Origin of the sequence: Mycolicibacterium flavescens, from assembly GCF_001722335.1 — a bacterium.
Taxonomy (GTDB): Bacteria; Actinomycetota; Actinomycetes; order Mycobacteriales; family Mycobacteriaceae; genus Mycobacterium; species Mycobacterium flavescens.
Genome location: NZ_MIHA01000012.1, coordinates 142,149 through 162,637, shown reverse-complemented (window position 1 = coordinate 162,637; position 20,489 = coordinate 142,149). Strand labels below are relative to the sequence as shown.

The following is a 20,489-nucleotide window of genomic DNA, read 5'->3' as shown; positions in this document are numbered from 1 at the left end:
GATCAGAGCACGTCCCGTCGCCGGTAGAGCGCACCGGCGACTGCCGTCCCACCCGCCCCGACGACGACCATAACGATCAACGCCGTCACCGGATAGTCCATCGGCGCGGTGGTCCGGCTGACCGGCGACAGGTCGATCAACCACTGCGGCAGCCGCAGCAGCGCACCCAGATACAGCGAGACCACCACGAACGCGACCGCCAGCCAGCCCAGCCAGGGTCTGCGCACCGCCACGGCCAGCGCCGCGACAGCCGCCATCACCACCAGCGCCGGGAGGAACGCCAGCGCCGCCACCGTCAGCCGCGCGACGGTCGCGGGGTCGCCGACGGCGAAGCCCGCGCCCAGTCCGTTGCCCAGGCCGGCCGCCGTCATCAGCACGACGGAGCCCAACAGCGCGGCGACGACCGCGGTCACCAACCACCGCCACCGCGAAACCGACCCGGCCAGCACCGCCTCGGTGAGCCCCTTCTCCTCGTCGGTGTAGACCCGCAGCACCGCGGCCACGACGAAGGCGCTGGCCGCCGCGGCCAGGAACTGCGTCATGGTCGTGTACACGCTGTCGGTCCCCTGCGCGGCGATGACCCGCTGGATCATTTCGTTGTCCTCCGCGGCATCCAGCAGCGACTTCGTCATCGACCCGAAGGCGAGGCCGCCGAGGAACAGGCCCACTGTCCAGCCGACGATCTGGCCGCGCTGCAGCGTCAGGTGCAACGCGAGCACACCGCGGATCGGCCGGGCGCCGGGGTGTTCACCGGTCGACGGGATCGTGCCCGCGTCGTACTGGCGCCGCCCCTCCAGTAGCGCGGCCAGCGCAGTCAGCGCGACGGTAAGGACCACCAGCATCGCCAGCGGCCACCAGCGCAGGTCCACGAACGGGCGCATCTGCTGGGCCCAGGCGATCGGAGAGAACCAACTCAGCGCGCTGCCCGAGTTGTCGATGACGTCGCCGACCCCGCGCACGACGGCCGCGACCGCCAGCGCGGCCATCGCGGCCCCCGTCGCGGTGCGGGCTTGGCGCCACAGCTGCGCGGTCACCGCAGCGACCGCCCCGAACACCATCGCCACCGCGGTCACGCCGAGACACATCGCCGCGGTGTCGGCGACAGCGAATCCGGAGGCGGCCATCGCCACCGTCATCGACACGGCCAGCGCCGCGTTGACACCGGCGACCAGAACCAGCGCGGCGGTGGTTCGGGCGTAGCGGCCGACGACCGATGACAGCACGAGTTCAGCTGCGCCGCTTTCCTCTTCGGCCCGGGTATGCCTGATGACGGTGAGCACGGCCAGGATCGACGTCGCGACGATCAACGTGAGCATCAGCTCGTTGGCCAGCATCGCGCCGAGATCGGTCTCATTGCCGCCGAACATCGGTCCGCTCATCATGATGCCGGCGGGGGTCTTCATCAGGTCGACGCGTGCGAGGCGCTGCGCCTCTTCGGGATAAGCGAGCCGGACGGCGTTGGGGGCGTACACCATCATCGACGTCAGCACCGCGAACCAGATGCCGAGCCGGACCCGGTCGCGGATCAGCGCCAGGCGCAACAGCGTTGTCGTACCCGTCCACACCGCCGGCGACAAAACCGGCGCGGTCACCGGGCGGTCTCCTGATACTCGCGAAGGAACAGGTCCTCTAGCGAAGCCGGCGTCACGGTGAGATCCAGTATCCCGAGCTCCGTGAGCTGCGCCATGGCGTGATCGAGGTCGCCGCGGTCGACCGAGAACACGTAATGACCGTCCCTGACCGCGAATTCGTGTGTGAACGGGGCGCTCTCCAGCCGCCGGCCGTCGTGGCTGGTGCGGACGGTGACCGTCGTGCGCATCAGGTGACGGAGTTCGTCGAGCGACCCCGACCGCACACTGCGCCCGGCCCGGATGATCGTCACGCTGTCGCAGACCTTCTCCACTTCGGCCAGGATGTGGCTGGACAGCAGGACCGCCGCGCCGCGTTCGGCCACCTCGTTGACGCACTGCTGAAACGCCTTCTCCATCAACGGGTCCAGGCCCGATGTGGGTTCGTCGAGCAGATAGAGTTCGGCGTCGGTGGCGAAGGCCGCGACGATCGCGACCTTCTGCCGGTTGCCCTTCGAGTAGGTGCGGGCCTTCTTGTGCGGGTCGAGTTCGAAGCGCTCGATGAGTTGATCGCGTCGCGCGGTGTCGACATCACCGCCGCGCAGCCGGGCCAGAAAGTCGATCGTCTGCTGTCCGGTCAGGTTGGGCCACAACGTCACATCGCCGGGCACGTAGGCGATCTGACGGTGCAACGCCACCGCGTCGTGCCAGGGGTCGCCGCCGAGCAGTCGGACCGTGCCCGATTCGGCGCGCAGCAGTCCGAGCAGCACACGGATGGCGGTGGATTTGCCGGCGCCGTTGGGGCCGAGGAAACCGGTGATCTGACCGGGCGCCACCACCAAATCGAGGCCGTCGAGCGCCCGGGTGCGTCCGAACGTCTTTGTCAGGCCGTGGATTTCGACCGCCGGCCGGTCCTCACGGTGTCGCATCGTCTGAGCCGTCATCGTCATCTCCTTGTGCCGCTGAGCTGAACGGGATGCCTTCCTCACGGCGCGCCAGGAACGCGTCGTACATCGTCGAATCGACCATCAGGCCCTGGGTGTAGACCTCGAGCGCCGGGAGCACCATCTCCTCGGCGTAGTCGCGCAGCACCTGGCGCAGGTCGGGGGACTGGTGCAGTTGCAGGTAGAGCAGGAAGCTGCCGCCGCTGGCCATCGCCAGGTAGCGCGCCCGCGCGTGTGGGTCGCGGCTGGGCTTGAGCAGTCCCGACCGCACCCCCTCGTCGATGTAGGCCTCGGCGTTGGCCATCATCTGCTGCCAGAAGTCGCGGGCCAACTGGTTACCGGACTGCAGGCTGCGCACCAGGTAGGCCATCAGCGGGGCGTACGACTCGATCTCGGCCATCTGGGCGAACCACGCCGCCGGGTCCGGGGTCTGCATCTGTTCGGACTTCGCTTCGCGGATCGCCCCGGTGACGTGGTCGTCGCACGCCCGCCGCAGGCCGTCCTTGGAACCGAAGTGGTGGATGACCAGGGCCGCCGAGACGCCCGCCGCGTCGGCGATTGCGCGCAGTCCGACATCGAAGCCGCGCTGCCCCCACTGGTCGATCGCCGCGTCGCGGATTCGGGCGGCGGCGGTGCGATCATCGAGTGCTGAACGCATGTTCAATACACTAAACGCGCGTTCAGCCGGCGGTCAAGCTTCCATGGCGAGCAGACGCGGAATCGCACGAAAAGCCGCGGAAATACGCGATTCTGTGTCTGCTCGGCGCAGAAAGTCAGTCGCGGGCGGCGGCGAGCAGGCCGTCGCCGAGCGGAACGAGCACCGGGGTCAGCCGTTCGTCCTCGGCGATCAGCCGGGTGGCGTCGCGCACCGCGGCCACCTCCGCGTCGTTGGCGGTGGCATCGCCGGCCCGGCCGCCGAGCGCGGCCCGGTGCAGCACGATCGCTCCGCCGGAACGCAGCAGCCGCACAGCCTCTTCGACGAACTGCGGCTGGTCGATGGGATCGGCGTCGATGAACACCAGGTCGTAGGACTCGTCGGCCAGCCGGGTGAGCACTTCCTGGGCCCGGCCGCTGATCAGCCGCGTCCGGCCCGGGCCGATACCGGCCTCGGTGAACGCCTGCTTGGCGATCCGCTGGTGCTCGGGTTCGACGTCGATCGTGGTCAGCACGCCGTCCTCGCGCATGCCGGACAGCAGCCACAGCCCGCTCACGCCGGCGCCGGTTCCGACCTCGACGACGGCCTTGGCGCCGGTGAGCTTGGCGAACACGCACAACAGGGCGCCGACGGCCGGGGTGATGGCGCCGGCGCCGATGTCGACGGCGCGATCGCGCGCGGCGGCGACGATCGCGTCTTCGGAGATGGACTGCTCGGCGTGCGCGACGATGGACTCGGCACGGCTGTGCGGTCCGATGACGTCGTCGGTGCCGGCCATGCCCGCAGCGTAGCCAACCGGTACCGCTCGACATCGCGACACGCCCGTCGCCGGTTGGCCCCTACGAAAACGGGTAGAGAAAAGTTCTCAGGAAATGTTCAGTTAGCTCATATGCCAAGCACGGCACGTTCGGCGACGGTATGTCCATGGAAGATGGCGGACGCTGGCACTCCGGGAATACCGAGTTGGACCTGCATGTTGCGGTCAGTAGCGATACGCCGCTGTCCGCTGACGGCTGTGACCAGGAGGATCTGACGACTATCAAGGCACAAACAGCGCAGGCTGCACCCGTCTCGATGGCTCATCTCGAGCAGTTCACCGATGGCGAGTGGGTCGAACCCACCGAGGAACTGACCGGCACCGCGGTGTTCGACGCGACCGGTGACAAGGCGACCATGCCGTCGTGGGACGAGCTGGTGCGTCAACACGCCGACCGGGTGTACCGGTTGGCCTACCGGCTGTCGGGCAATCAGCACGACGCCGAGGACCTCACCCAGGAGACGTTCATCCGGGTGTTCCGGTCGCTGCAGAACTACCAGCCCGGCACGTTCGAGGGCTGGCTGCACCGCATCACCACGAACCTGTTCCTCGACATGGTGCGCAGGCGCGGCCGCATCCGCATGGAGGCGCTGCCCGAGGACTACGACCGGGTGCCCGCCGATGACCCCAACCCCGAGCAGATCTACCACGATTCGCGGCTGGGCCCGGACCTGCAGGCCGCGCTCGACTCGCTGCCGCCGGAGTTCCGCGCCGCCGTGGTGCTGTGCGACATCGAAGGTCTGTCCTACGAGGAGATCGGCGCCACGCTCGACGTCAAACTGGGCACCGTCCGCAGCCGCATCCACCGCGGCAGGCAGGCCCTGCGCGACTACCTGGCCAAGCACGGCGACGCTGAGGCCGCGACCGCCAAAACGGCCTGAACCGGCCGAGTTCGCGGCGGTCAGCACGGCGGGCCGCGCTACATTCGAGTGAGCACCGTATTTGAGCGAGCACCGTCGGGAAGGAGCCTGGGTGATGACCGACCGGGGACACGTCTTCCGCCGGGCGTTTTCGTGGTTGCCTGCCCAGTTCGCGTCGCAGAGTGACGCGCCGGTCGGGCCGCGGCAGTTCGGTTCCACCGAGCACCTCTCGACCGAGGCCATCGCGGCCTTCGTCGACGGCGAACTGCGGCTCACCCCGCACCTGCGCGCCGCCAATCATCTGTCGCAGTGTCCGCAGTGCGCGGCCGAGGTCAACGCCCAGCGTCAGGCCCGTGCGGCGTTGCGGGACTCCTGTCCCATCGTTGTCCCCAGCTCGTTGCTCGGGCTGTTGTCCGAGATCCCGCATCATGCGCCGCCCGAGCCGCCCGCTGAGTCGCAGCCGCCACAGTTTGCTGAGGATGCCGGGCGATCCCGACGTAAACGCCGGTAGGGTAGTGCGAAGACGATCTGCGCCGGTATTGACCGGGCCATTCACAATAAGGGTGATGAACGGGTGACCAATATCGACCAGACCGGGCGTGAGCGCCTGGAACCGCGCCCCGTCTCGCGGCCACCGGTGAACCCGGCCGAGCAGCGTGCCTTCGGCAGGCCCGACGGTGTGCAGGGCTCGTTCGTGGGCCTCGACAAGTACCGCGACCAGGGCGAGTACACGCCGACCAACCAGTCGCCGGATCCGGTGTTGGCCGAGGCGTTCGGGAAGCCCGCCGAGGTGTCCGAGACGCTGCAGCGCCACCCCGCCGACGCCGGCGCTCTGGACGCCGAACGTCTCGGCGACGAACCGGATCAGGCCGCCGACCCGTGGCGCGACCCGTCGGCGCCCGCGTCGCTGGGCACCCCGGCCGTGCAGGAACCGCCCCGGGCCCCGACGAACGTGCCGAGCGGGAAACTCGGTGTGCGCGACGTGCTGTTCGGCGGCCGGGTGTCGTACGTGGCGCTGGCCTCGCTGGCGATCATCGCGTTGGTGATCGGCCTGGCCGGCGGCTGGGTCGGCCGCAAGACCGCCGAGGTGGTCGAAGCGTTCACCACCTCGAAGGTCACGCTCGACACTTCCGACACCGGCCCGCCGCCCGAGGGTCACATCGCCAAAGTCGCTGCCGCGGTTGCCGATTCGGTGGTGACGGTGGAGGCGACCAGCGACCAGGAGGGTTCGCAGGGCTCCGGCGTCGTCATCGACGGCCGCGGCTACATCGTCACCAACAACCACGTGATCTCCGAGGCCGCGCTCAACCCGAGCAAGTACAAGATGAAGATCGTCTTCAACGACGGCAAGGAAGTGCCCGCCAACCTCGTCGGCCGCGACCCCAAGACCGACCTCGCGGTGCTCAAGGTCGACAACGTCGACAACCTCACCGTGGCCAAGATGGGCGACTCGGACAATTTGCGCGTCGGTGACGAGGTGATCGCGGCGGGCGCCCCGCTGGGTCTGCGCAGCACCGTCACCGCCGGAATCATCAGTGCGCTGCACCGCCCGGTGCCGCTGTCGGGCGACGGTTCGGACACCGACACCGTCATCGACGGCCTGCAGACCGATGCGCCGATCAACCACGGCAACTCCGGCGGCCCGCTGATCGACATGAACGGCAACGTCATCGGCATCAACACCGCGGGCAAGTCGCTGTCGGAGAGCGCCAGCGGCCTCGGGTTCGCGATCCCGATCAACGAGGTCAAGGTCGTGGTCGACTCGTTGATCCGCGACGGCAAGATCGCCCACCCCACCCTGGGCCTGACCGCACGTTCGGTCAGCAACGAGATCGCCTCCGGCGCGCAGGTCGCCAACGTCAAGGCGGGCAGCCCGGCGGAGAAGGCCGGGATCCTCGAGAACGACGTCGTGGTCAAGGTCGGCGACCGCACCGTGGCCGACGCCGACGAGTTCGTCGTCGCGGTCCGCCAGCTCAAGATCGGTCAGGACGCGCCGATCGAGGTGGTGCGCGACGGCCGGCGGGTGACGTTGACCGTCAACCCCGGTCCCGACAACACCGTGTAGCCGATGTTCGCCAACGTCGGCTGGGGCGAGATGCTGATCCTGGTGATCGCCGGGCTGGTGATCCTGGGACCGGAACGGCTGCCCGGGGCCATCCGCTGGACCACCGGAGCGGTGCGCCAGGCCCGCGACTACATCAGCGGCGCGACCAGCCAACTGCGCGAGGATCTGGGACCGGAGTTCGACGACCTGCGCCAGCCGCTCAGCGAGCTGAACAAGCTGCGCGGGATGACCCCGCGCGCCGCGCTGACCAAACACCTGCTCGACGGCGACGACTCGATCTTCACCGGCAACTTCGACGCGCCCGCCGGCAACGGCGCGAAAAGCGACAAGCCGGTCAGCTCACCGGCGCCCACCCCGCAGGTCCCGCCGTCCGGGGGCACCCCGTTCGACACCGACGCGACGTAGCGGTCGGAGCGGTCAGATGAAGTACTCCTCGTCGCCGCTCGGGTAGCCGCCGCCGTTGGTGGCGATGTGGATGTGGTCGAAGTGGTTGGCGGTCTCGTTGCCGTAGTCGGCCGTCCAGCTCGGGGCGCCCACCCCCGGATAGAAGCCCTGCCGCCAGATCACGTGAATGACGCCCCAGCGTTTCGCGTTGGCCAGCGCATACCCGGCGATCTGGTTGCCCAGCGCGATGCCCTCTTCGGAGCCGTGGTTCGGGATCATCACGTCGATCGCCAGGCCGTTGGGATGCCATCTGAGCGGGTCTTGGCGGAAGCCGCCGATCGTCTTGATCTCGGGGAACAGCACGCTGATCGCCCGCGCGACGCGGATGGTGTGTTTCTGCAGCCCGTTCTCGGGGGCGACGCCGGCAGGCAGCGCGAACGTGACCGCCGCACTGGAGACCGGGGCGCTGGCGGCGAGCAACTCGGCTTCGGTCGGCATCGCCTTCACCGGCGCGCGCGCAGCCTCGGACGGGGCCGCCGCCGGCTGCGGTGCGACGGGCGGGTGCGCGGGCGGGGTGGCGGCCTGGGCGTAGAACAGCCCGGCGGACAGCACGATCGAGCCGATCAACGCCAGCAACCGGCGCCGGCCGCTGGCTGTCGACTTCTTTCCCACGAACAGCACTGTAACGCCTTGTCCTACAAGGTGTGACGATCTTCGGCCCGCGACACCGGTGACGTTATCGACCGGCGGGGTCGAGTCCCAGCGACATACCCGCCAGGCCGCGCTTGCGGCTCGACAACGCGTCGGCGATGCTGCGCAGCTCCTTACCGGCCGGCGAGTCCGGCGCCGAGAGCACCAGCGGGACGCCGGAATCGCCCGCCGTCACCAACGCCGGTTCGAGCGGCACCTGGCCGAGCAGCGGCACGTCGGCGCCGATGGAGCGCGACAGGCGTTCGGCGACCTGCTGTCCGCCGCCCTCGCCGAAGATCTGCATCGTGGTGCCGTCGGGCAGCGTCAGCCCGGACATGTTCTCCACCACGCCGACGATGCGCTGGCGGGTCTGCAGGGCGATCGCGCCGGCCCGCTCGGCGACCTCGGCGGCCGCCAGTTGCGGGGTGGTGACCACGAGGATCTCCGCGCCGGGGATCAGCTGCGCCACCGAGATCGCGACGTCGCCGGTGCCGGGCGGCAGGTCGAGCAGCAGTACGTCCAGATCACCCCAGTACACGTCGGCCAGGAACTGCTGAAGCGCGCGGTGCAGCATCGGTCCGCGCCACACCACCGGGGTGTTGCCCTGGGTGAACATCGCGATCGAGATGACCCGGACGTCGTGGGCGATGGGCGGCACGATCATCGCGTCGACCTGGGTGGGCCGGTCGGTGGTGCCCATCATCCGCGGCACCGAGTGGCCGTAGATGTCGGCGTCGAGGACGCCGACCGACAGGCCGCGCGCCGCCATCGCGGCGGCCAGGTTCACCGTGACGCTGGACTTGCCGACGCCGCCCTTGCCGGAGGCCACCGCGTAGACGCGGGTGAGCGAACCGGGCTGGGCGAACGGGATGACGGGCTCGCGGGAGTCGCCGCGCAGCTGCTTGCGCAGTTCGGCGCGCTGGTCGTCGTTCATCACGTCGAGGCTGACGCGCACGGCGCCGGTGCCCGGCACGTCGGCGACCGCTCGGCTGACCTGTTCGGAGATCTCGGTCTTCTTCGGGCAGGCCGCGGTGGTCAGGTACACCTCGACGTGCACCGCGCCGTCGTGTTCGACGGTCACGTCCTTGACCATGCCGAGCTCGGTGATCGGCCGTCGCAGCTCAGGGTCGATCACTTTGGCCAGCGCGCGACGAATGGCGGCTTGCAGCTCGGTAGAAGATTCAGACATCACCGTCGAGTCTAGGCCGACCCGGCGGACGCCTTGAACCGGCCGCTACGCGACCGGACCGGGTGCGGGACCCGGGGCGACGCCGAGCGGCGGCACCGGCTGCGCGGGGCCGGGCGGTAGACCCGGACCGGGTGGTGGGGCCGGCGGCGCGACGGGACCCGGCGCGGGTGCGCCCGGCGGCGGCACCAGTTGCTGGGCTTCGGCCGGGGCGCCCAGCGCCGGTTGCAGCGGTGGCGGGGCCGGGTTGTCCTGGATGCAGAACACCGCGCACTCGGGCCTGGGCTTCGGCGGGGCTTGCATCCACGGAGGTGTCCACGGCGGCGGAGCCTCGGGCGTCGCGGGCGCCTGCGGAGCGGGTCCGGGCAGCGGGCCGAGTCGTTGTCCGGGGGCCAGGCCCGGCATCGTGCCCATCTGGCTGGCGACCGCGTCGCGCTCCAGCACCGGCATCAGCGCCAGCGGGTCGTTGGCCGGCAGCCCGAGCACGTTGAGCGGCAAGCCGGGGCCGAGGCCCTCGTAGCTGCTCAACTCGGTGAGATGGATGTCGTCGGTGCCCGCCAGGGTCGGTACTTCGCCGGTGATGGGCGGCAGGTCCATCGGGACCACCCCGGTGGCGTAGGCCGCGGCCCATCCCAGCACGTTGCGGGCGTAGGCCACCGAGTTGTTGTAGCGCAGGATCGCCGACATCACGTGCGACGGGTCGCGCAGGTTCATGTTGCCGCTGCACAGGTAGCGCGCGGCGGCCAGCGTCGAGTCGTAGAGGTTCTGTACGTCGGCCTTGCCGTCGCCGTCGCCGTCGGAGGCGTAGCGCGACCAGGTGCCCGGCAGGAACTGCATGGGGCCCATGGCGCGCGCATAGGTGACGCGGTCGGCGGTGCGGCTCTGCACGATGACCTCGTTGCCGGGCAGGGTGCCGTCCAGCGCGGGCCCGTAGATGGGCCGCACCGCGGTGCCTCGGGAGTCGGTGGCACCGCCGTTGGCGTGCATCGACTCGATCCGGCCGATTCCGGCGAGCAGGTTCCAGCTCAGCCCGCAGCCCGGGTAGGCCGAGGCCATCATCCGCTCGGCGTTGCGGTAGGCCGCCAGCGCCATCGCCGGAATGCCCAGCGCGCCAGGCGAATTCACTACAGCAGCAGGCGGCGGGGACGAGACCGTGGAGGCGGCGATGTGGAACGCCGACGGCGTCTTGGTGACCGCGACGACCGACGCGCCCGACCGGGTGTCCGGGCTGGGCTCGACCGCGGCCAGCGGGGTGACGGCGGCGTCGCTGATGGGGGTGCGTACGGCGGGGGCGGCTCCGACCCCGCCGGCGAGCACGATCGGGGCGATGATCGCAACACCGAGACCCGCCCGCATGCGGGGCGACGGCGAGGCCTGATCCTCGACGGATCCGGGTGTGCGCTTCAGGCGACCCGCTCCGCGCCGCACGGCATCGAGGGCGGCCTTCCCCCTTATGTGCACTCAACCGTCCTTGGCTTGTGATTGCTTGTGAACCAAGTCACCATACCTACTCGATAACACACGCGTAACAGCAATGGGGTGGACTCGCCCGGTTCGGCATTTTGCTACTTTTTCGGTTTGCGCTCGCCGGGCTCATGGCGGGCGGTGCTGTCGGCCGCGTCGTCGGGGGGCGCGGACTGCAACTGGGTGAGCATGTCGCGCAGCTCCTCGAGTTCGCGGCGCAGGTAGTCGCGGGTCACCACCTCGCCGACGGCCAACCGCAGCGCGGCCAGCTCACGCGCCAGGTACTCGGTGTCGGCCTTGGTCTGCAGGGCCCGCCTGCGGTCCTCGTCGAGCGCTACCCGGTCCCGGTTCTCCTGCCGGTTCTGGGCCAGCAGGATCAGCGGCGCCGCGTACGCCGCCTGGGTGGAGAACGCCAGGTTGAGCAGGATGAACGGATAGGGATCCCACCGCAGGCTGACCGCGAACAGGTTCAGCACGATCCAGACGATCACCAGGATGGTCTGCCACGCCAGGTACCGCCCGGTGCCCAGGAACCGGGCAATGGATTCGCTGAACTGACCGACCGCCTCGGTGTCGAAGTTGAAGTTGAACCGCCGCCGACTGGTCAGCGGCGTGTCGAGCCGGCTGCGGTCGGTCACAGGGCCCCCTCGGTGGCGGTCAGGTCGGGCTCCTCGGTTTCGCGCCAGTCCTCCGGCAGTAGGTGGTCGAGCACGTCGTCGACGGACACCGCGCCCAGCAGATGGTTCTCCTCGTCGACCACCGCCCCGCACACCAGGTTGTAGGCGGCGAAGTAGCGGGTCACCGCGGACAGGGAATCCTCGGGAGCGAGGTTGGGCAGGTCGGTGTCGACGATGCCGCTGACCAGATCGGCGGGCGGTTCACGCAGCAGCCGCTGCAGGTGCACGCAGCCCAGGTAGCGGCCGGTCGGGGTGGCGGTCGGCGGGCGCACGACGAACACCAGCGACGCCAGCGCCGGCGTCAGGTCCGGGTCGCGCACCCGGGCGAGGGCCTCGGCGACCGTGGTGTCGGGGGCCAGGATCACCGGTTCGGAGGTCATCAGACCGCCCGCGGTGTCCGGTGAATGCGACAGCAGCCGTCGCACGTCCTCGGAGTCTTCGGGGTCCATGCGGCGCAGGAACTGCTCGGCGTCCGACGGCGTCATCGAGCCCAGCAGGTCGGCCGCGTCGTCGGGGTCCATGGCCTCGAGCACGTCGGCGGCGCGGTCGGCCGGCAGGCGTTTGAGGACGTCGGTCTGGTCGTCCTCGGGCAGCTCCTGCAGCACGTCGGCGAGCCGCTCGTCGTCGAGGGCCTTGACCACCTCGTAGCGCCTCTTGGACGGCAGCTCCCGGATCGCGTCGGCCACTTCGATCGCCCGCTGCCCGACGAACTGCTCGAGCAGCTGCGCCACCCCCTGGTCGGGCATCGCCAGCCCGGACGGGGTCAGGCCGTGGACGTGATGCCAGTCGACGGCGTGCACATTGCTGCGCCGCCCGAGCCGCCGGTGCTGCCGCACCGCCACCTTGGTCACCATCCAGTCCCGCGTACGGGTCTGTTCGATTCCGAGGTCGACGACGATCAGGTCGGCGTCCTTGAGCTCGGGCAGGTCGGGGTCGTCGACGCGCACCTGGGTCTCGATCACCTGCCCCAGCACCAGCACTTCACCGGGGCGCTGGGCGAACCGGCGCAGCGAAACGCTGCCGGTGGCCAGCGTCACCGCGCCGGGCTCGATCGACGTCACACGCAGAATCGGCACGAAAATCCTTCGCCGCGTGAGCAACTCGACGACAAGGCCGAGGACTCGCGGTTGTTGGCGCACGATGCTGATACTGATCACGACGTCGCGGACACGTCCGATGGACTCGCCGTCGGGGCCGAGCACCACCATCCTCGCGAGTCGGGCCGCATAGACCCTGTTCACCGCCGCCATGACTGAAAGGGTAAAGACTATAAGCGTGGAAAACCGATATCGACCCCGCCGAACAGTGCTTTCCGTTCCCGGGAGCAGCGCCAAGATGGTCGAGAAGGCGAAAACACTGACCGCCGACGAGGTGTTCCTCGACCTCGAGGACGCCGTCGCGCCGGACGCCAAGGCCGAGGCCCGCACCCGGGTGGCCACCGCGCTCGCCGAACCGGGCTGGGCCGGACAGCTTCGCGGCGTCCGCGTCAACGACTGGACCACACCGTGGACCTACGCCGACATCATCGAGGTTGTTTCCACCGCAGGAGCCTCGATCGACATCGTGGTGCTGCCGAAGGTGACCGACGTCTCGCACATCGAGGCGCTGCACCTGTTGCTCAACCAGCTCGAGACGACGCACGGCCTGCCGGTGGGTCGCATCGGTATCGAGGCGCAGATCGAAAATGCGCAGGGGCTCACCAACATTGATGCGATCGCCGCGGCGCCTCGGGTGCAGGCTCTGGTGCTCGGGCCCGCCGACATGGCGGCCAGCCTCAACATGCGCACCCTCGAAGTGGGGGAGCAGCCCGAGGGGTACGACGTCGGCGACGCGCATCACCACGTGCTGATGCGGATCCTGATCGCCGCGCGCACCCACGGTGTGCTCGCGATCGACGGCCCCTACCTCAAGGTGCGCGACGTCGACGGGTTCCGGCGGGTGGCGGGCCGCTCGGCGGCGCTCGGCTATGACGGCAAATGGGTGCTGCATCCGGACCAGATCGCCGCGGGCAACGAGATTTTCAGCCCGCGCCAGAAGGACTACGACCACGCGGAGTTGATTCTCGAGGCCTACGAGTGGCACACCTCGCGAGCGGGCGGCGCGAGAGGGGCGGTGATGCTGGGCGACGAGATGATCGACGAGGCCAGCCGCAAGATGGCCTTGGTGATCGCCGGAAAGGGCCGCGCCGCAGGCATGCAGCGGCAGGGTGAGCCGTTCCGGCCGCCTCAGTGAGGACCGGTCAGGTCCACTGCCATCCGCTGGCGAACACCGCGACGTAGAGCAGCAGGTACAGCAGGTAGCCGAGGACCGCCAGCCCGCCGATGATGGTGGCCGCCAACGCGATTCCGAACCCGTCCTGCCCGCTGCGTCTGGTTTCGCGCATCGCGACGATGCCGAGGATCACCCCGGCGATCGCGCTCATCCCGCAACACACGATGCCCAGCGCCGAGGCGACCAGCGCGCCGATCGCCTTGCCGTTGGTGCCCGGCGGTTTCGCCGGCGGGTAGCCGGCGTAGCCGTAGGGGCTCGCCGGCGGATAGCCCCACCACTGCGGCACCGGCGGCGGTAGCGCGGCGTCCTCGGGATAGTCGACGGGCGCGAACGGTTGGCTGCCGTCGGGAGGTTCGCCGCCGGTGGCGGTCACCGGCTCAACCCGTACTCAACATGACGATGCCGATCAGGACGCTGAAGAAGAACGTCGCAGCACCGACGGCGATACCCGCGATCGCCAGCGAGCGGCCACCCTCACCGCTGTCCTTGATCTGGTTCAAGGCCACGACACCCAGCACGATGCCGATGATGGAGGCGATGCCGCAGAAGAACGGGATCACCCCGATCAGCGACGCGACCAGCGAGGCGATCGCCAGGAAGTTGGTCTTGGTCTCCGGCGCCGGGAAGCCGGGCGCCGGGTACGTCCCGTAGGACGGTGGTGCCCCGTACGGCGGCGGCAGATACTGGGCCGCCCCGAACCCGGCGGGATCGCCGTAGGGCGGCGGGTAAGCGCCAGGCGGCGGCGGATAGCCGCCCTGCGGCGGGGGGTAGGCGCCCTGCGGCGGGGGGTAGGCGCCAGGGGGCGGGGGATAGGCGCCCGGCGGCGGGGGCTGCATGCCGCCCTGCGGTGGTGGGGGATACCCGCCCTGGGGGTATCCGGGCGGCGGATACGCCGGCGGGAAATTCGGGTCGTAGGCGCCGTAGGCGGGCGTCGAGGCCGTCGGGTCGGTGAGGTCGGGTCGGTCCGCCTGCGAGGTCTGATCACCGGGTTCAGAGGTCTCCTCGCGGACGTCCTCGATCGGCGGCGCTTCGTGCGCGCTCGACGACTCGGACGCACCGTCGGCGGGGTCGGATGATGCCGTTCGTGCCGCGTCCTCCTCTGGATTTGTCATGCTTGCAACCTAGCGCACGGACCGGGCACCCAAATGGCCGCACGAACGTTGGTCCAGGTAAGAGCAGCAACCTGATCGAGCGCGCACGAGAAGGGATACTGAAGCGATGACCAGCCCGTTTCAACCAGGCGCCAACCCCGGTGCAACGCCGGGCGGCGCGAACGCCAGGCGCGGACCCGCCAGTCTGCCCACACCGCCGAAAGGATGGCCGATCGGTTCCTACCCGACCTACGCCGAGGCGCAACGCGCGGTCGACTACCTGTCTGATCACGAATTCCCGGTACAGCAGGTCACGATCGTCGGCGTGGACTTGATGCAGGTCGAACGCGTGACCGGGCGGTTGACATGGCCGAAGGTGCTCGGCGGCGGTGTGCTGACCGGCGCGTGGCTCGGTCTGTTCATCGGCCTGATTCTCGGGTTTTTCAGCCCCAGCCCGTGGGGTGCGCTGGTCACCGGGTTGGTCGCCGGTGTGTTCTTCGGCCTGATCACCTCCGCGATCCCCTACGCGATGGCGCGTGGCACAAGAGATTTCAGCTCGACACTGCAGCTGGTCGCAGGTCGCTACGACGTGCTCTGCGATCCGCAGAGCGCCGAGCGTGGCCGGGATTTGCTGGCGCGCTTGACCATCTGAGCCGCCGAGTCAGAGGCGCACCGGCCGCGATTCTGGGCAGTTTGTGCACGTTAGCAATTGCGTAACGGTGTGCGACGCGCGCACCCGAAGTGTTGCGTATCACGCGGTCGGCGCAATACGGTTTGCGCGCGGGGAGTTCCCGCACCAGAGCCGCCTCGGCGGCGACATCAGAATCTGCGCCGCCCCGGCGGCGCTTGCGAAGGCGGATGGAGGCGGTGGTGCGTCCTCGTCGGCTAGGTGCCGCGGCGATGGCTGCGCTGACGACGGCGTCGATGCTGACGGCGTGTGGATCCAGCGGCGGCGGAATCGTCATCAACTACTACACGCCGGCGAACGAGGCGCAGACCTTCACCGCCGTCGCCGAACGGTGCAACGACGAACTCGGCGGCCGGTTCACCATCCGGCAGGTCAGCCTGCCCAAGGGCGCCGACGATCAGCGGCTGCAGCTGGCCAGGCGGCTGACCGGAAACGACACGACCCTCGACGTGATGGCGCTCGACGTGGTGTGGACCGCGGAGTTCGCCGAGGCCGGTTGGGCGTTGCCGCTGTCGGATGATCCGGCCGGCCTTGCCGAAGCCGACGCCACCTCGAACACGCTGCCGGGCCCGTTGGAAACCGCCAGGTGGCAGGACCAGCTGTATGCCTCGCCGATCACCACGAATACCCAATTGCTGTGGTATCGCGCTGATTTGATGCCAGAGCCGCCCGCAACGTGGGACGACATGGTGGCCGAGGCCACCCGCCTGCACGCCGAGGGTGGGCCCAGCTGGATTGCGGTGCAAGGTAAGCAGTACGAGGGCCTGGTCGTGTGGTTCAACACGTTGCTGGAAAGCGCGGGCGGACAGGTGCTTTCCGAGGACGGTGAGACGGTCACGCTGACCGACACACCCGAACACCGCGCCGCCACGGTCAAGGCGCTGCAGATCATCAAGTCCGTGGCCACCGCCCCGGGGGCGGACCCGTCGGTGACCCAGACCGACGAGACCACCGCGCGCCTGGCGCTCGAGCAGGGCAATGCGGCGCTCGAGGTGAACTGGCCGTACGTGCTGCCGTCGCTGCTGGAGAACGCGGTCAAGGGCGGGGTGTCGTTCCTGCCGCTGAACGAGGACCCGGCGCTGGCCGACAGCATCGGCGAGGCCGGTACGTTCTCGCCGACCGACGAGCAGTTCGAGGCCGCGTTCGAGGCGAGCAAGAAGGTGTTCGGTTTCGCGAACTACCCCGGCGTTTCGCCCGGCGAACCCGCGAAGGTGACGTTGGGCGGGCTCAACCTCGCGGTCGCCAAGACCACCCGGCACAAGGCCGAGGCGTTCGAGGCGATCCGCTGCCTGCGCAATGTGGAGAACCAGCGCTACACCTCGGTCGAAGGCGGGCTGCCCGCAGTGCGCGCGTCGCTGTACGACGATCCGGAATTCCAGAAGAAGTATCCGCAGTACGAGATCATCCGCGAACAGCTCGTCAACGCCGCGGTGCGCCCCGCCACACCCGTCTACCAGGCGGTGTCGACCCGCATGTCGGCCACGCTGGCGCCGATCACCGACATCGACCCCGAGCGCACCGCCGACGAGTTGACCGAGCAGGTGCAGAAGGCCATCGAAGGTAAGGGGCTGATCCCGTGACCGCTGCACCGGCCGTCGACACGCCGGCACCGCCCACAAGAGGAAGCGACGACAAGCGTTCCGAGCGCCGGCTGGCGTACCTGTTGATCGCGCCCGCGGTGGTGCTGATGCTGGCCGTCACCGGCTACCCCATCGCGTATGCGGTCTGGCTGAGCCTGCAGCGCAACAACATGGCCGCACCCGATGACACCGCGTTCGTCGGGCTGGACAACTACATCACCATCCTGAGCGACCAGTACTGGTGGACAGCGTTTTTCGTCACCCTCGGCATCACCGTCGTATCGGTGGCCATCGAGTTCGTGCTCGGCATGGCCCTGGCACTTGTCATGCACCGCACCATCTTCGGCAAGGGCGTGATCCGCACCGCGGTGCTGATCCCGTACGGCATCGTCACCGTGGCCGCGTCGTACAGCTGGTACTACGCCTGGACGCCGAGCACCGGCTATCTGGCCAACCTGCTGCCGGAGGGCAGCGCGCCGCTGACCGAACAGCTTCCGTCGCTGGCGATCGTGGTGCTCGCCGAGGTGTGGAAGACGACACCGTTCATGGCGCTGCTGCTGCTGGCCGGCCTGGCGCTGGTGCCGCAGGATCTGCTCAACGCCGCCCAGATGGACGGGGCCGGGGCGTGGAAGCGTCTGGTCAAAGTGATCCTGCCGCTGATCAAACCGGCGATCCTGGTGGCGCTGCTGTTCCGCACGCTCGACGCGTTCCGCATCTTCGACAACATCTACATCCTGACCGGCGGGGCGAACAACACCGGCTCGGTGTCGATCCTGGGCTACAACAACCTGTTCAAGGCGTTCAACGTCGGGTTGGGGTCGGCGATCAGCGTGCTGATCTTCCTGTGCGTGGCGATCATCGCGTTCATCTTCATCAAGATCTTCGGCGCAGCCGCGCCCGGTGCCGCAGAGGAGGGCCGCTGATGGCCGAGCGGGCGGGCGCGTCGCGCGCGGCGGGCTGGACGGTCATCAACATCCTGGTGATCGTCTACGCCCTGTTCCCGGTGCTGTGGATTCTGTCGCTGTCGCTGAAACCGACGTCAAGTGTCAAGGACGGCAAGCTGATTCCGGCCGAGATCACCTTCGACAACTACAAGGCGATCTTCCAGGGCAACTTCTTCTCCTCGGCGTTGATCAACTCGATCGGCGTCGGGCTGATCACGACGGTCATCGCGGTGGTGATCGGCGGTATGGCGGCCTACGCGGTGGCCCGCCTGGACTTCCCGGGTAAGCAGCTGCTGATCGGCGTCGCGCTGCTGATCGCGATGTTCCCGCACATCTCGCTGGTCACCCCGATCTTCAACATCGAACGCGCGCTGGGGCTGTTCGACACCTGGGCCGGCCTGATCATCCCCTACATCACGTTCGCGCTGCCGCTGGCGATCTACACGCTCTCGGCGTTCTTCCGCGAGATCCCGTGGGATCTGGAGAAAGCCGCGAAGATGGACGGCGCCACACCGGCGCAGGCGTTCCGCCGGGTGATCGCGCCGCTGGCAGCGCCGGGCATCGTCACCGCCGCGATCCTGGTGTTCATCTTCGCCTGGAACGACCTGCTGCTCGCGCTGTCGCTGACCGCGACCGAACGCGCGATCACCGCCCCGGTGGCGATCGCGAACTTCACCGGGAGCTCTCAGTTCGAGGAGCCGACCGGATCGATCGCCGCCGGCGCGATGGTCATCACGATCCCGATCATCATCTTTGTCCTCATTTTCCAACGACGGATCGTCGCCGGCCTGACATCCGGCGCGGTGAAGGGGTAGATCCATGGCCGAAATTGTGTTGGACCGGGTGACCAAGAGTTACCCCAATGGCGCGACGGCCGTGCACGAACTGTCGATGACGATCGCCGACGGCGAGTTCATCATCCTCGTCGGCCCGTCCGGATGCGGAAAATCGACCACGCTCAACATGATTGCCGGTCTCGAGGACATCACCTCGGGTGAGCTGCGCATCGGCGGTGAGCGGGTCAACGAGAAGGCGCCCAAGGACCGCGACATCGCAATGGTCTTCCAGTCCTACGCGCTGTACCCGCATATGACCGTGCGGCAGAACATCGCGTTCCCGCTGACGCTGGCCAAGATGCGCAAGGACGAGATCGCCAGCAAGGTCGAGGAGGCCGCCAAGATCCTCGACCTGTCCGAGTTGCTGGACCGCAGGCCGGCGCAACTGTCGGGCGGGCAGCGGCAGCGGGTGGCGATGGGCCGCGCGATCGTGCGTAATCCCAAGGCGTTCCTGATGGACGAACCGCTGTCGAACCTCGACGCCAAGCTGCGCGTGCAGATGCGTTCGGAGATCGCGCGTCTGCAGGACCGGTTGGGCACCACGACGGTCTACGTCACCCACGACCAGACCGAGGCGATGACGCTGGGGGACCGGGTCGTCGTCCTGCTCGCCGGCATCGCGCAGCAGATCGGCACCCCCGACGAGCTCTACAGCCGGCCGGCCAACCTGTTCGTCGCCGGGTTCATCGGCTCACCGGCGATGAACTTCTTCCCGGCCACGCTCACCGACATCGGGTTGCGCCTGCCGTTCGGCGAAGTGACGCTGACATCGGAACTGCACGAACGGCTTTCGCGCCAGAATGTGCCCAAGAACCTGATCGTCGGCATCCGTCCCGAGCACTTCGAGGACGCCGCCGTGCTCGACGGGTACGCACGGATCCGCGCGCTGACGTTCGAGGTGAAGGTGGATCTGATCGAGTCGCTGGGCGCCGACAAGTATCTGCACTTCAAGATCGAGGGCGCCGGCGCCCGCTCCGCTCAGCTCGAGGAGCTGGCCGCCGAGTCGGGTGTCGGCGAGAACGAGTTCGTGGCAAGGGTTTCCGTCGAGTCGGCGGCCCGCCAGGGTGACACGGTGCAACTCGCCTTCGACACGTCGAAGTTGGTGGTGTTCGATCCGGAGACCGGCAAGAACCTGACGCTGCCCGACGGCGAACCGTCCACCTCCACCGAGTGATCGACGTCCTGGCCGCGGTCCGCGCCCACGTGCGCGAGCATTTCGCCCGCGCCGGGGTGACCGCCGAACCCGACAAGGCCAGCGTCACGTTCCTGGGCACCGAGACCATCGACGTGCTGCGCTTTGGACCCGACCCCGCGGGCCTCGCGCACTATGTGTCGCTGGGGTGTTCGCGGCACCCGATGTTCGACCCGACCGAGATGGTGACCGACGCGCTGCACGGCCCGCGGGCCGAGGTCAGCGTCGCGTTGCGCGGCCCGTCGCCGAAGGGCTTGTCGCGGTCGATCGCGATCGTCGCCGCCGCGCCCGCCGTCGAGGGGCTGGTGCTGGAACCCGACGCCCTGATCGACCTCGAGTCGCCGCTGTGGGAGGCCGCACCGTTCACCGCATTCCTGTTGAGCCCCAGCGAGATCGACGACGTCGCGCTGACGGATCCGCTGCAACCCGTGAAAGTGCTCTCGGCGACCCCGATCACCCCGACGGAGGCCGCGTGGGTGCGGCTCAAGGGCGCCGACGCGATGCGCGAAGCGTGGTCGGACGACGGCGTCGACGTGCTCGACCCCGCCCGCCGCGCCGCCAGACCGAGCTGATCAGC

22 protein-coding genes are annotated in these 20,489 nt (G+C 68.9%); 11 read left to right on the top strand and 11 right to left on the bottom strand.

All coding sequences use genetic code 11. The annotated features are described in order from the left end of the window. Positions 1 to 2: 2 nt before the first annotated feature. The 4 genes from BHQ18_RS17320 to BHQ18_RS17305 form a co-directional block, all read right to left on the bottom strand. On the bottom strand, positions 3 to 1,592 hold the full coding sequence (locus tag BHQ18_RS17320; protein ID WP_069414863.1) for an ABC transporter permease: 1,590 nt from the start codon (positions 1,590 to 1,592) through the stop codon (positions 3 to 5). After that, positions 1,589 to 2,512, bottom strand: a complete 924-nt coding sequence (locus tag BHQ18_RS17315; protein WP_069414862.1) for an ABC transporter ATP-binding protein — start codon at positions 2,510 to 2,512, stop codon at positions 1,589 to 1,591. The genes BHQ18_RS17320 and BHQ18_RS17315 overlap by 4 nt, the downstream gene beginning before the upstream one ends. After that, positions 2,484 to 3,170 (bottom strand): TetR/AcrR family transcriptional regulator, encoded by a 687-nt coding sequence (locus BHQ18_RS17310; protein ID WP_069414861.1) that lies wholly within the window; start codon positions 3,168 to 3,170, stop codon positions 2,484 to 2,486. The genes BHQ18_RS17315 and BHQ18_RS17310 overlap by 29 nt, the downstream gene beginning before the upstream one ends. A 115-nt stretch (positions 3,171 to 3,285) precedes the next feature. Then, positions 3,286 to 3,945: an O-methyltransferase gene (locus tag BHQ18_RS17305; protein WP_069414860.1), complete on the bottom strand. Its 660-nt coding sequence runs from the start codon at positions 3,943 to 3,945 to the stop codon at positions 3,286 to 3,288. A gap of 146 nt (positions 3,946 to 4,091) precedes the next feature. Between BHQ18_RS17305 and sigE the strand changes: the two genes are divergently transcribed. The 4 genes from sigE (at position 4,092) to tatB (ending at position 7,314) form a co-directional block, all read left to right on the top strand. Beyond that, positions 4,092 to 4,865 carry an RNA polymerase sigma factor SigE gene (gene sigE, locus BHQ18_RS17300; protein ID WP_109789326.1) on the top strand — a complete coding sequence of 258 codons (774 nt, stop codon included), beginning with the start codon at positions 4,092 to 4,094 and terminating at the stop codon, positions 4,863 to 4,865. A gap of 94 nt (positions 4,866 to 4,959) precedes the next feature. After that, positions 4,960 to 5,355 (top strand): anti-sigma E factor RseA, encoded by a 396-nt coding sequence (rseA, locus tag BHQ18_RS17295; RefSeq protein ID WP_069414859.1) that lies wholly within the window; start codon positions 4,960 to 4,962, stop codon positions 5,353 to 5,355. Between the two features lie 63 nt (positions 5,356 to 5,418). Continuing rightward, the gene (gene htrA / locus BHQ18_RS17290; protein ID WP_069414858.1) at positions 5,419 to 6,909 is read left to right on the top strand and encodes a serine protease HtrA; all 1,491 of its coding nucleotides are present in this window, start codon (positions 5,419 to 5,421) and stop codon (positions 6,907 to 6,909) included. 3 nt (positions 6,910 to 6,912) lie between these two features. Beyond that, positions 6,913 to 7,314 carry a Sec-independent protein translocase protein TatB gene (gene tatB, locus BHQ18_RS17285; RefSeq protein WP_069414857.1) on the top strand — a complete coding sequence of 134 codons (402 nt, stop codon included), beginning with the start codon at positions 6,913 to 6,915 and terminating at the stop codon, positions 7,312 to 7,314. Positions 7,315 to 7,326: 12 nt separating this feature from the next. Here tatB and BHQ18_RS17280 read toward each other — a convergent pair whose 3' ends face one another. The 5 genes from BHQ18_RS17280 to BHQ18_RS17260 all read right to left on the bottom strand — a co-directional run bounded on the left by BHQ18_RS17280 (position 7,327) and on the right by BHQ18_RS17260 (position 12,560). Beyond that, on the bottom strand, positions 7,327 to 7,965 hold the full coding sequence (locus BHQ18_RS17280; RefSeq protein ID WP_069414915.1) for a VldE C-terminal domain-containing protein: 639 nt from the start codon (positions 7,963 to 7,965) through the stop codon (positions 7,327 to 7,329). A gap of 64 nt (positions 7,966 to 8,029) precedes the next feature. After that, complete coding sequence (locus BHQ18_RS17275) at positions 8,030 to 9,172, bottom strand: Mrp/NBP35 family ATP-binding protein (RefSeq protein ID WP_069414856.1); 1,143 nt, start codon at positions 9,170 to 9,172, stop codon at positions 8,030 to 8,032. Between the two features lie 45 nt (positions 9,173 to 9,217). Continuing rightward, a complete protein-coding gene (locus BHQ18_RS17270; protein WP_069414855.1) occupies positions 9,218 to 10,630 on the bottom strand; it encodes a lytic transglycosylase domain-containing protein in 1,413 nt (470 codons plus the stop codon). A 104-nt stretch (positions 10,631 to 10,734) separates the two neighbouring features. Beyond that, on the bottom strand, positions 10,735 to 11,271 hold the full coding sequence (locus tag BHQ18_RS17265) for a DUF1003 domain-containing protein (protein WP_069414854.1): 537 nt from the start codon (positions 11,269 to 11,271) through the stop codon (positions 10,735 to 10,737). Continuing rightward, positions 11,268 to 12,560, bottom strand: a complete 1,293-nt coding sequence (locus tag BHQ18_RS17260) for a magnesium transporter MgtE N-terminal domain-containing protein (protein WP_069414853.1) — start codon at positions 12,558 to 12,560, stop codon at positions 11,268 to 11,270. The genes BHQ18_RS17265 and BHQ18_RS17260 overlap by 4 nt, the downstream gene beginning before the upstream one ends. 25 nt (positions 12,561 to 12,585) lie before the next feature. Between BHQ18_RS17260 and BHQ18_RS17255 the strand changes: the two genes are divergently transcribed. Further along, entirely contained in the window at positions 12,586 to 13,542 is a 957-nt protein-coding gene (locus tag BHQ18_RS17255; RefSeq protein ID WP_109789325.1) for an HpcH/HpaI aldolase/citrate lyase family protein, read from the top strand. Positions 13,543 to 13,549: 7 nt separating this feature from the next. Here the strand turns inward: BHQ18_RS17255 and BHQ18_RS17250 are convergent, their stop codons facing one another. Next, the gene (locus BHQ18_RS17250; RefSeq protein WP_069414852.1) at positions 13,550 to 13,954 is read right to left on the bottom strand and encodes a DUF4190 domain-containing protein; all 405 of its coding nucleotides are present in this window, start codon (positions 13,952 to 13,954) and stop codon (positions 13,550 to 13,552) included. A 4-nt stretch (positions 13,955 to 13,958) separates the two neighbouring features. Beyond that, positions 13,959 to 14,693: a DUF4190 domain-containing protein gene (locus tag BHQ18_RS17245; RefSeq protein WP_069414851.1), complete on the bottom strand. Its 735-nt coding sequence runs from the start codon at positions 14,691 to 14,693 to the stop codon at positions 13,959 to 13,961. A gap of 106 nt (positions 14,694 to 14,799) precedes the next feature. Between BHQ18_RS17245 and BHQ18_RS17240 the strand changes: the two genes are divergently transcribed. The 6 genes from BHQ18_RS17240 to BHQ18_RS17215 all read left to right on the top strand — a co-directional run bounded on the left by BHQ18_RS17240 (position 14,800) and on the right by BHQ18_RS17215 (position 20,484). Next, a complete protein-coding gene (locus BHQ18_RS17240; protein ID WP_069414850.1) occupies positions 14,800 to 15,324 on the top strand; it encodes a YflT domain-containing protein in 525 nt (174 codons plus the stop codon). Between the two features lie 218 nt (positions 15,325 to 15,542). Beyond that, positions 15,543 to 16,940 carry an ABC transporter substrate-binding protein gene (locus BHQ18_RS17235; RefSeq protein ID WP_069414913.1) on the top strand — a complete coding sequence of 466 codons (1,398 nt, stop codon included), beginning with the start codon at positions 15,543 to 15,545 and terminating at the stop codon, positions 16,938 to 16,940. Further along, on the top strand, positions 16,937 to 17,863 hold the full coding sequence (locus BHQ18_RS17230) for a carbohydrate ABC transporter permease (protein WP_069414849.1): 927 nt from the start codon (positions 16,937 to 16,939) through the stop codon (positions 17,861 to 17,863). Before BHQ18_RS17235 ends, BHQ18_RS17230 begins: the two co-directional genes overlap by 4 nt. Further along, on the top strand, positions 17,863 to 18,699 hold the full coding sequence (locus BHQ18_RS17225; RefSeq protein WP_069414848.1) for a carbohydrate ABC transporter permease: 837 nt from the start codon (positions 17,863 to 17,865) through the stop codon (positions 18,697 to 18,699). Before BHQ18_RS17230 ends, BHQ18_RS17225 begins: the two co-directional genes overlap by 1 nt. Positions 18,700 to 18,703: 4 nt before the next feature. Beyond that, positions 18,704 to 19,894 carry an ABC transporter ATP-binding protein gene (locus BHQ18_RS17220; protein WP_069414847.1) on the top strand — a complete coding sequence of 397 codons (1,191 nt, stop codon included), beginning with the start codon at positions 18,704 to 18,706 and terminating at the stop codon, positions 19,892 to 19,894. Next, positions 19,891 to 20,484 carry a suppressor of fused domain protein gene (locus tag BHQ18_RS17215; RefSeq protein ID WP_069414846.1) on the top strand — a complete coding sequence of 198 codons (594 nt, stop codon included), beginning with the start codon at positions 19,891 to 19,893 and terminating at the stop codon, positions 20,482 to 20,484. Before BHQ18_RS17220 ends, BHQ18_RS17215 begins: the two co-directional genes overlap by 4 nt. The last annotated feature ends 5 nt before the right edge of the window (positions 20,485 to 20,489 follow it).

Bases quoted from the DNA above. Each gene is read 5' to 3' on its own strand.
- rseA (WP_069414859.1), top strand. From the start codon at position 4,960: ATGACCGACCGGGGACACGTCTTCCGCCGGGCGTTTTCGTGGTTGCCT.
- BHQ18_RS17245 (WP_069414851.1), bottom strand. From the start codon at position 14,693: ATGACAAATCCAGAGGAGGACGCGGCACGAACGGCATCATCCGACCCC.
- BHQ18_RS17310 (WP_069414861.1), bottom strand. From the start codon at position 3,170: ATGCGTTCAGCACTCGATGATCGCACCGCCGCCGCCCGAATCCGCGAC.
- BHQ18_RS17240 (WP_069414850.1), top strand. From the start codon at position 14,800: ATGACCAGCCCGTTTCAACCAGGCGCCAACCCCGGTGCAACGCCGGGC.
- BHQ18_RS17315 (WP_069414862.1), bottom strand. From the start codon at position 2,512: ATGACGGCTCAGACGATGCGACACCGTGAGGACCGGCCGGCGGTCGAA.
- tatB (WP_069414857.1), top strand. From the start codon at position 6,913: ATGTTCGCCAACGTCGGCTGGGGCGAGATGCTGATCCTGGTGATCGCC.
- BHQ18_RS17275 (WP_069414856.1), bottom strand. From the start codon at position 9,172: ATGTCTGAATCTTCTACCGAGCTGCAAGCCGCCATTCGTCGCGCGCTG.
- BHQ18_RS17220 (WP_069414847.1), top strand. From the start codon at position 18,704: ATGGCCGAAATTGTGTTGGACCGGGTGACCAAGAGTTACCCCAATGGC.
- sigE (WP_109789326.1), top strand. From the start codon at position 4,092: ATGGAAGATGGCGGACGCTGGCACTCCGGGAATACCGAGTTGGACCTG.
- BHQ18_RS17225 (WP_069414848.1), top strand. From the start codon at position 17,863: ATGGCCGAGCGGGCGGGCGCGTCGCGCGCGGCGGGCTGGACGGTCATC.
- BHQ18_RS17260 (WP_069414853.1), bottom strand. From the start codon at position 12,560: ATGGCGGCGGTGAACAGGGTCTATGCGGCCCGACTCGCGAGGATGGTG.
- BHQ18_RS17305 (WP_069414860.1), bottom strand. From the start codon at position 3,945: ATGGCCGGCACCGACGACGTCATCGGACCGCACAGCCGTGCCGAGTCC.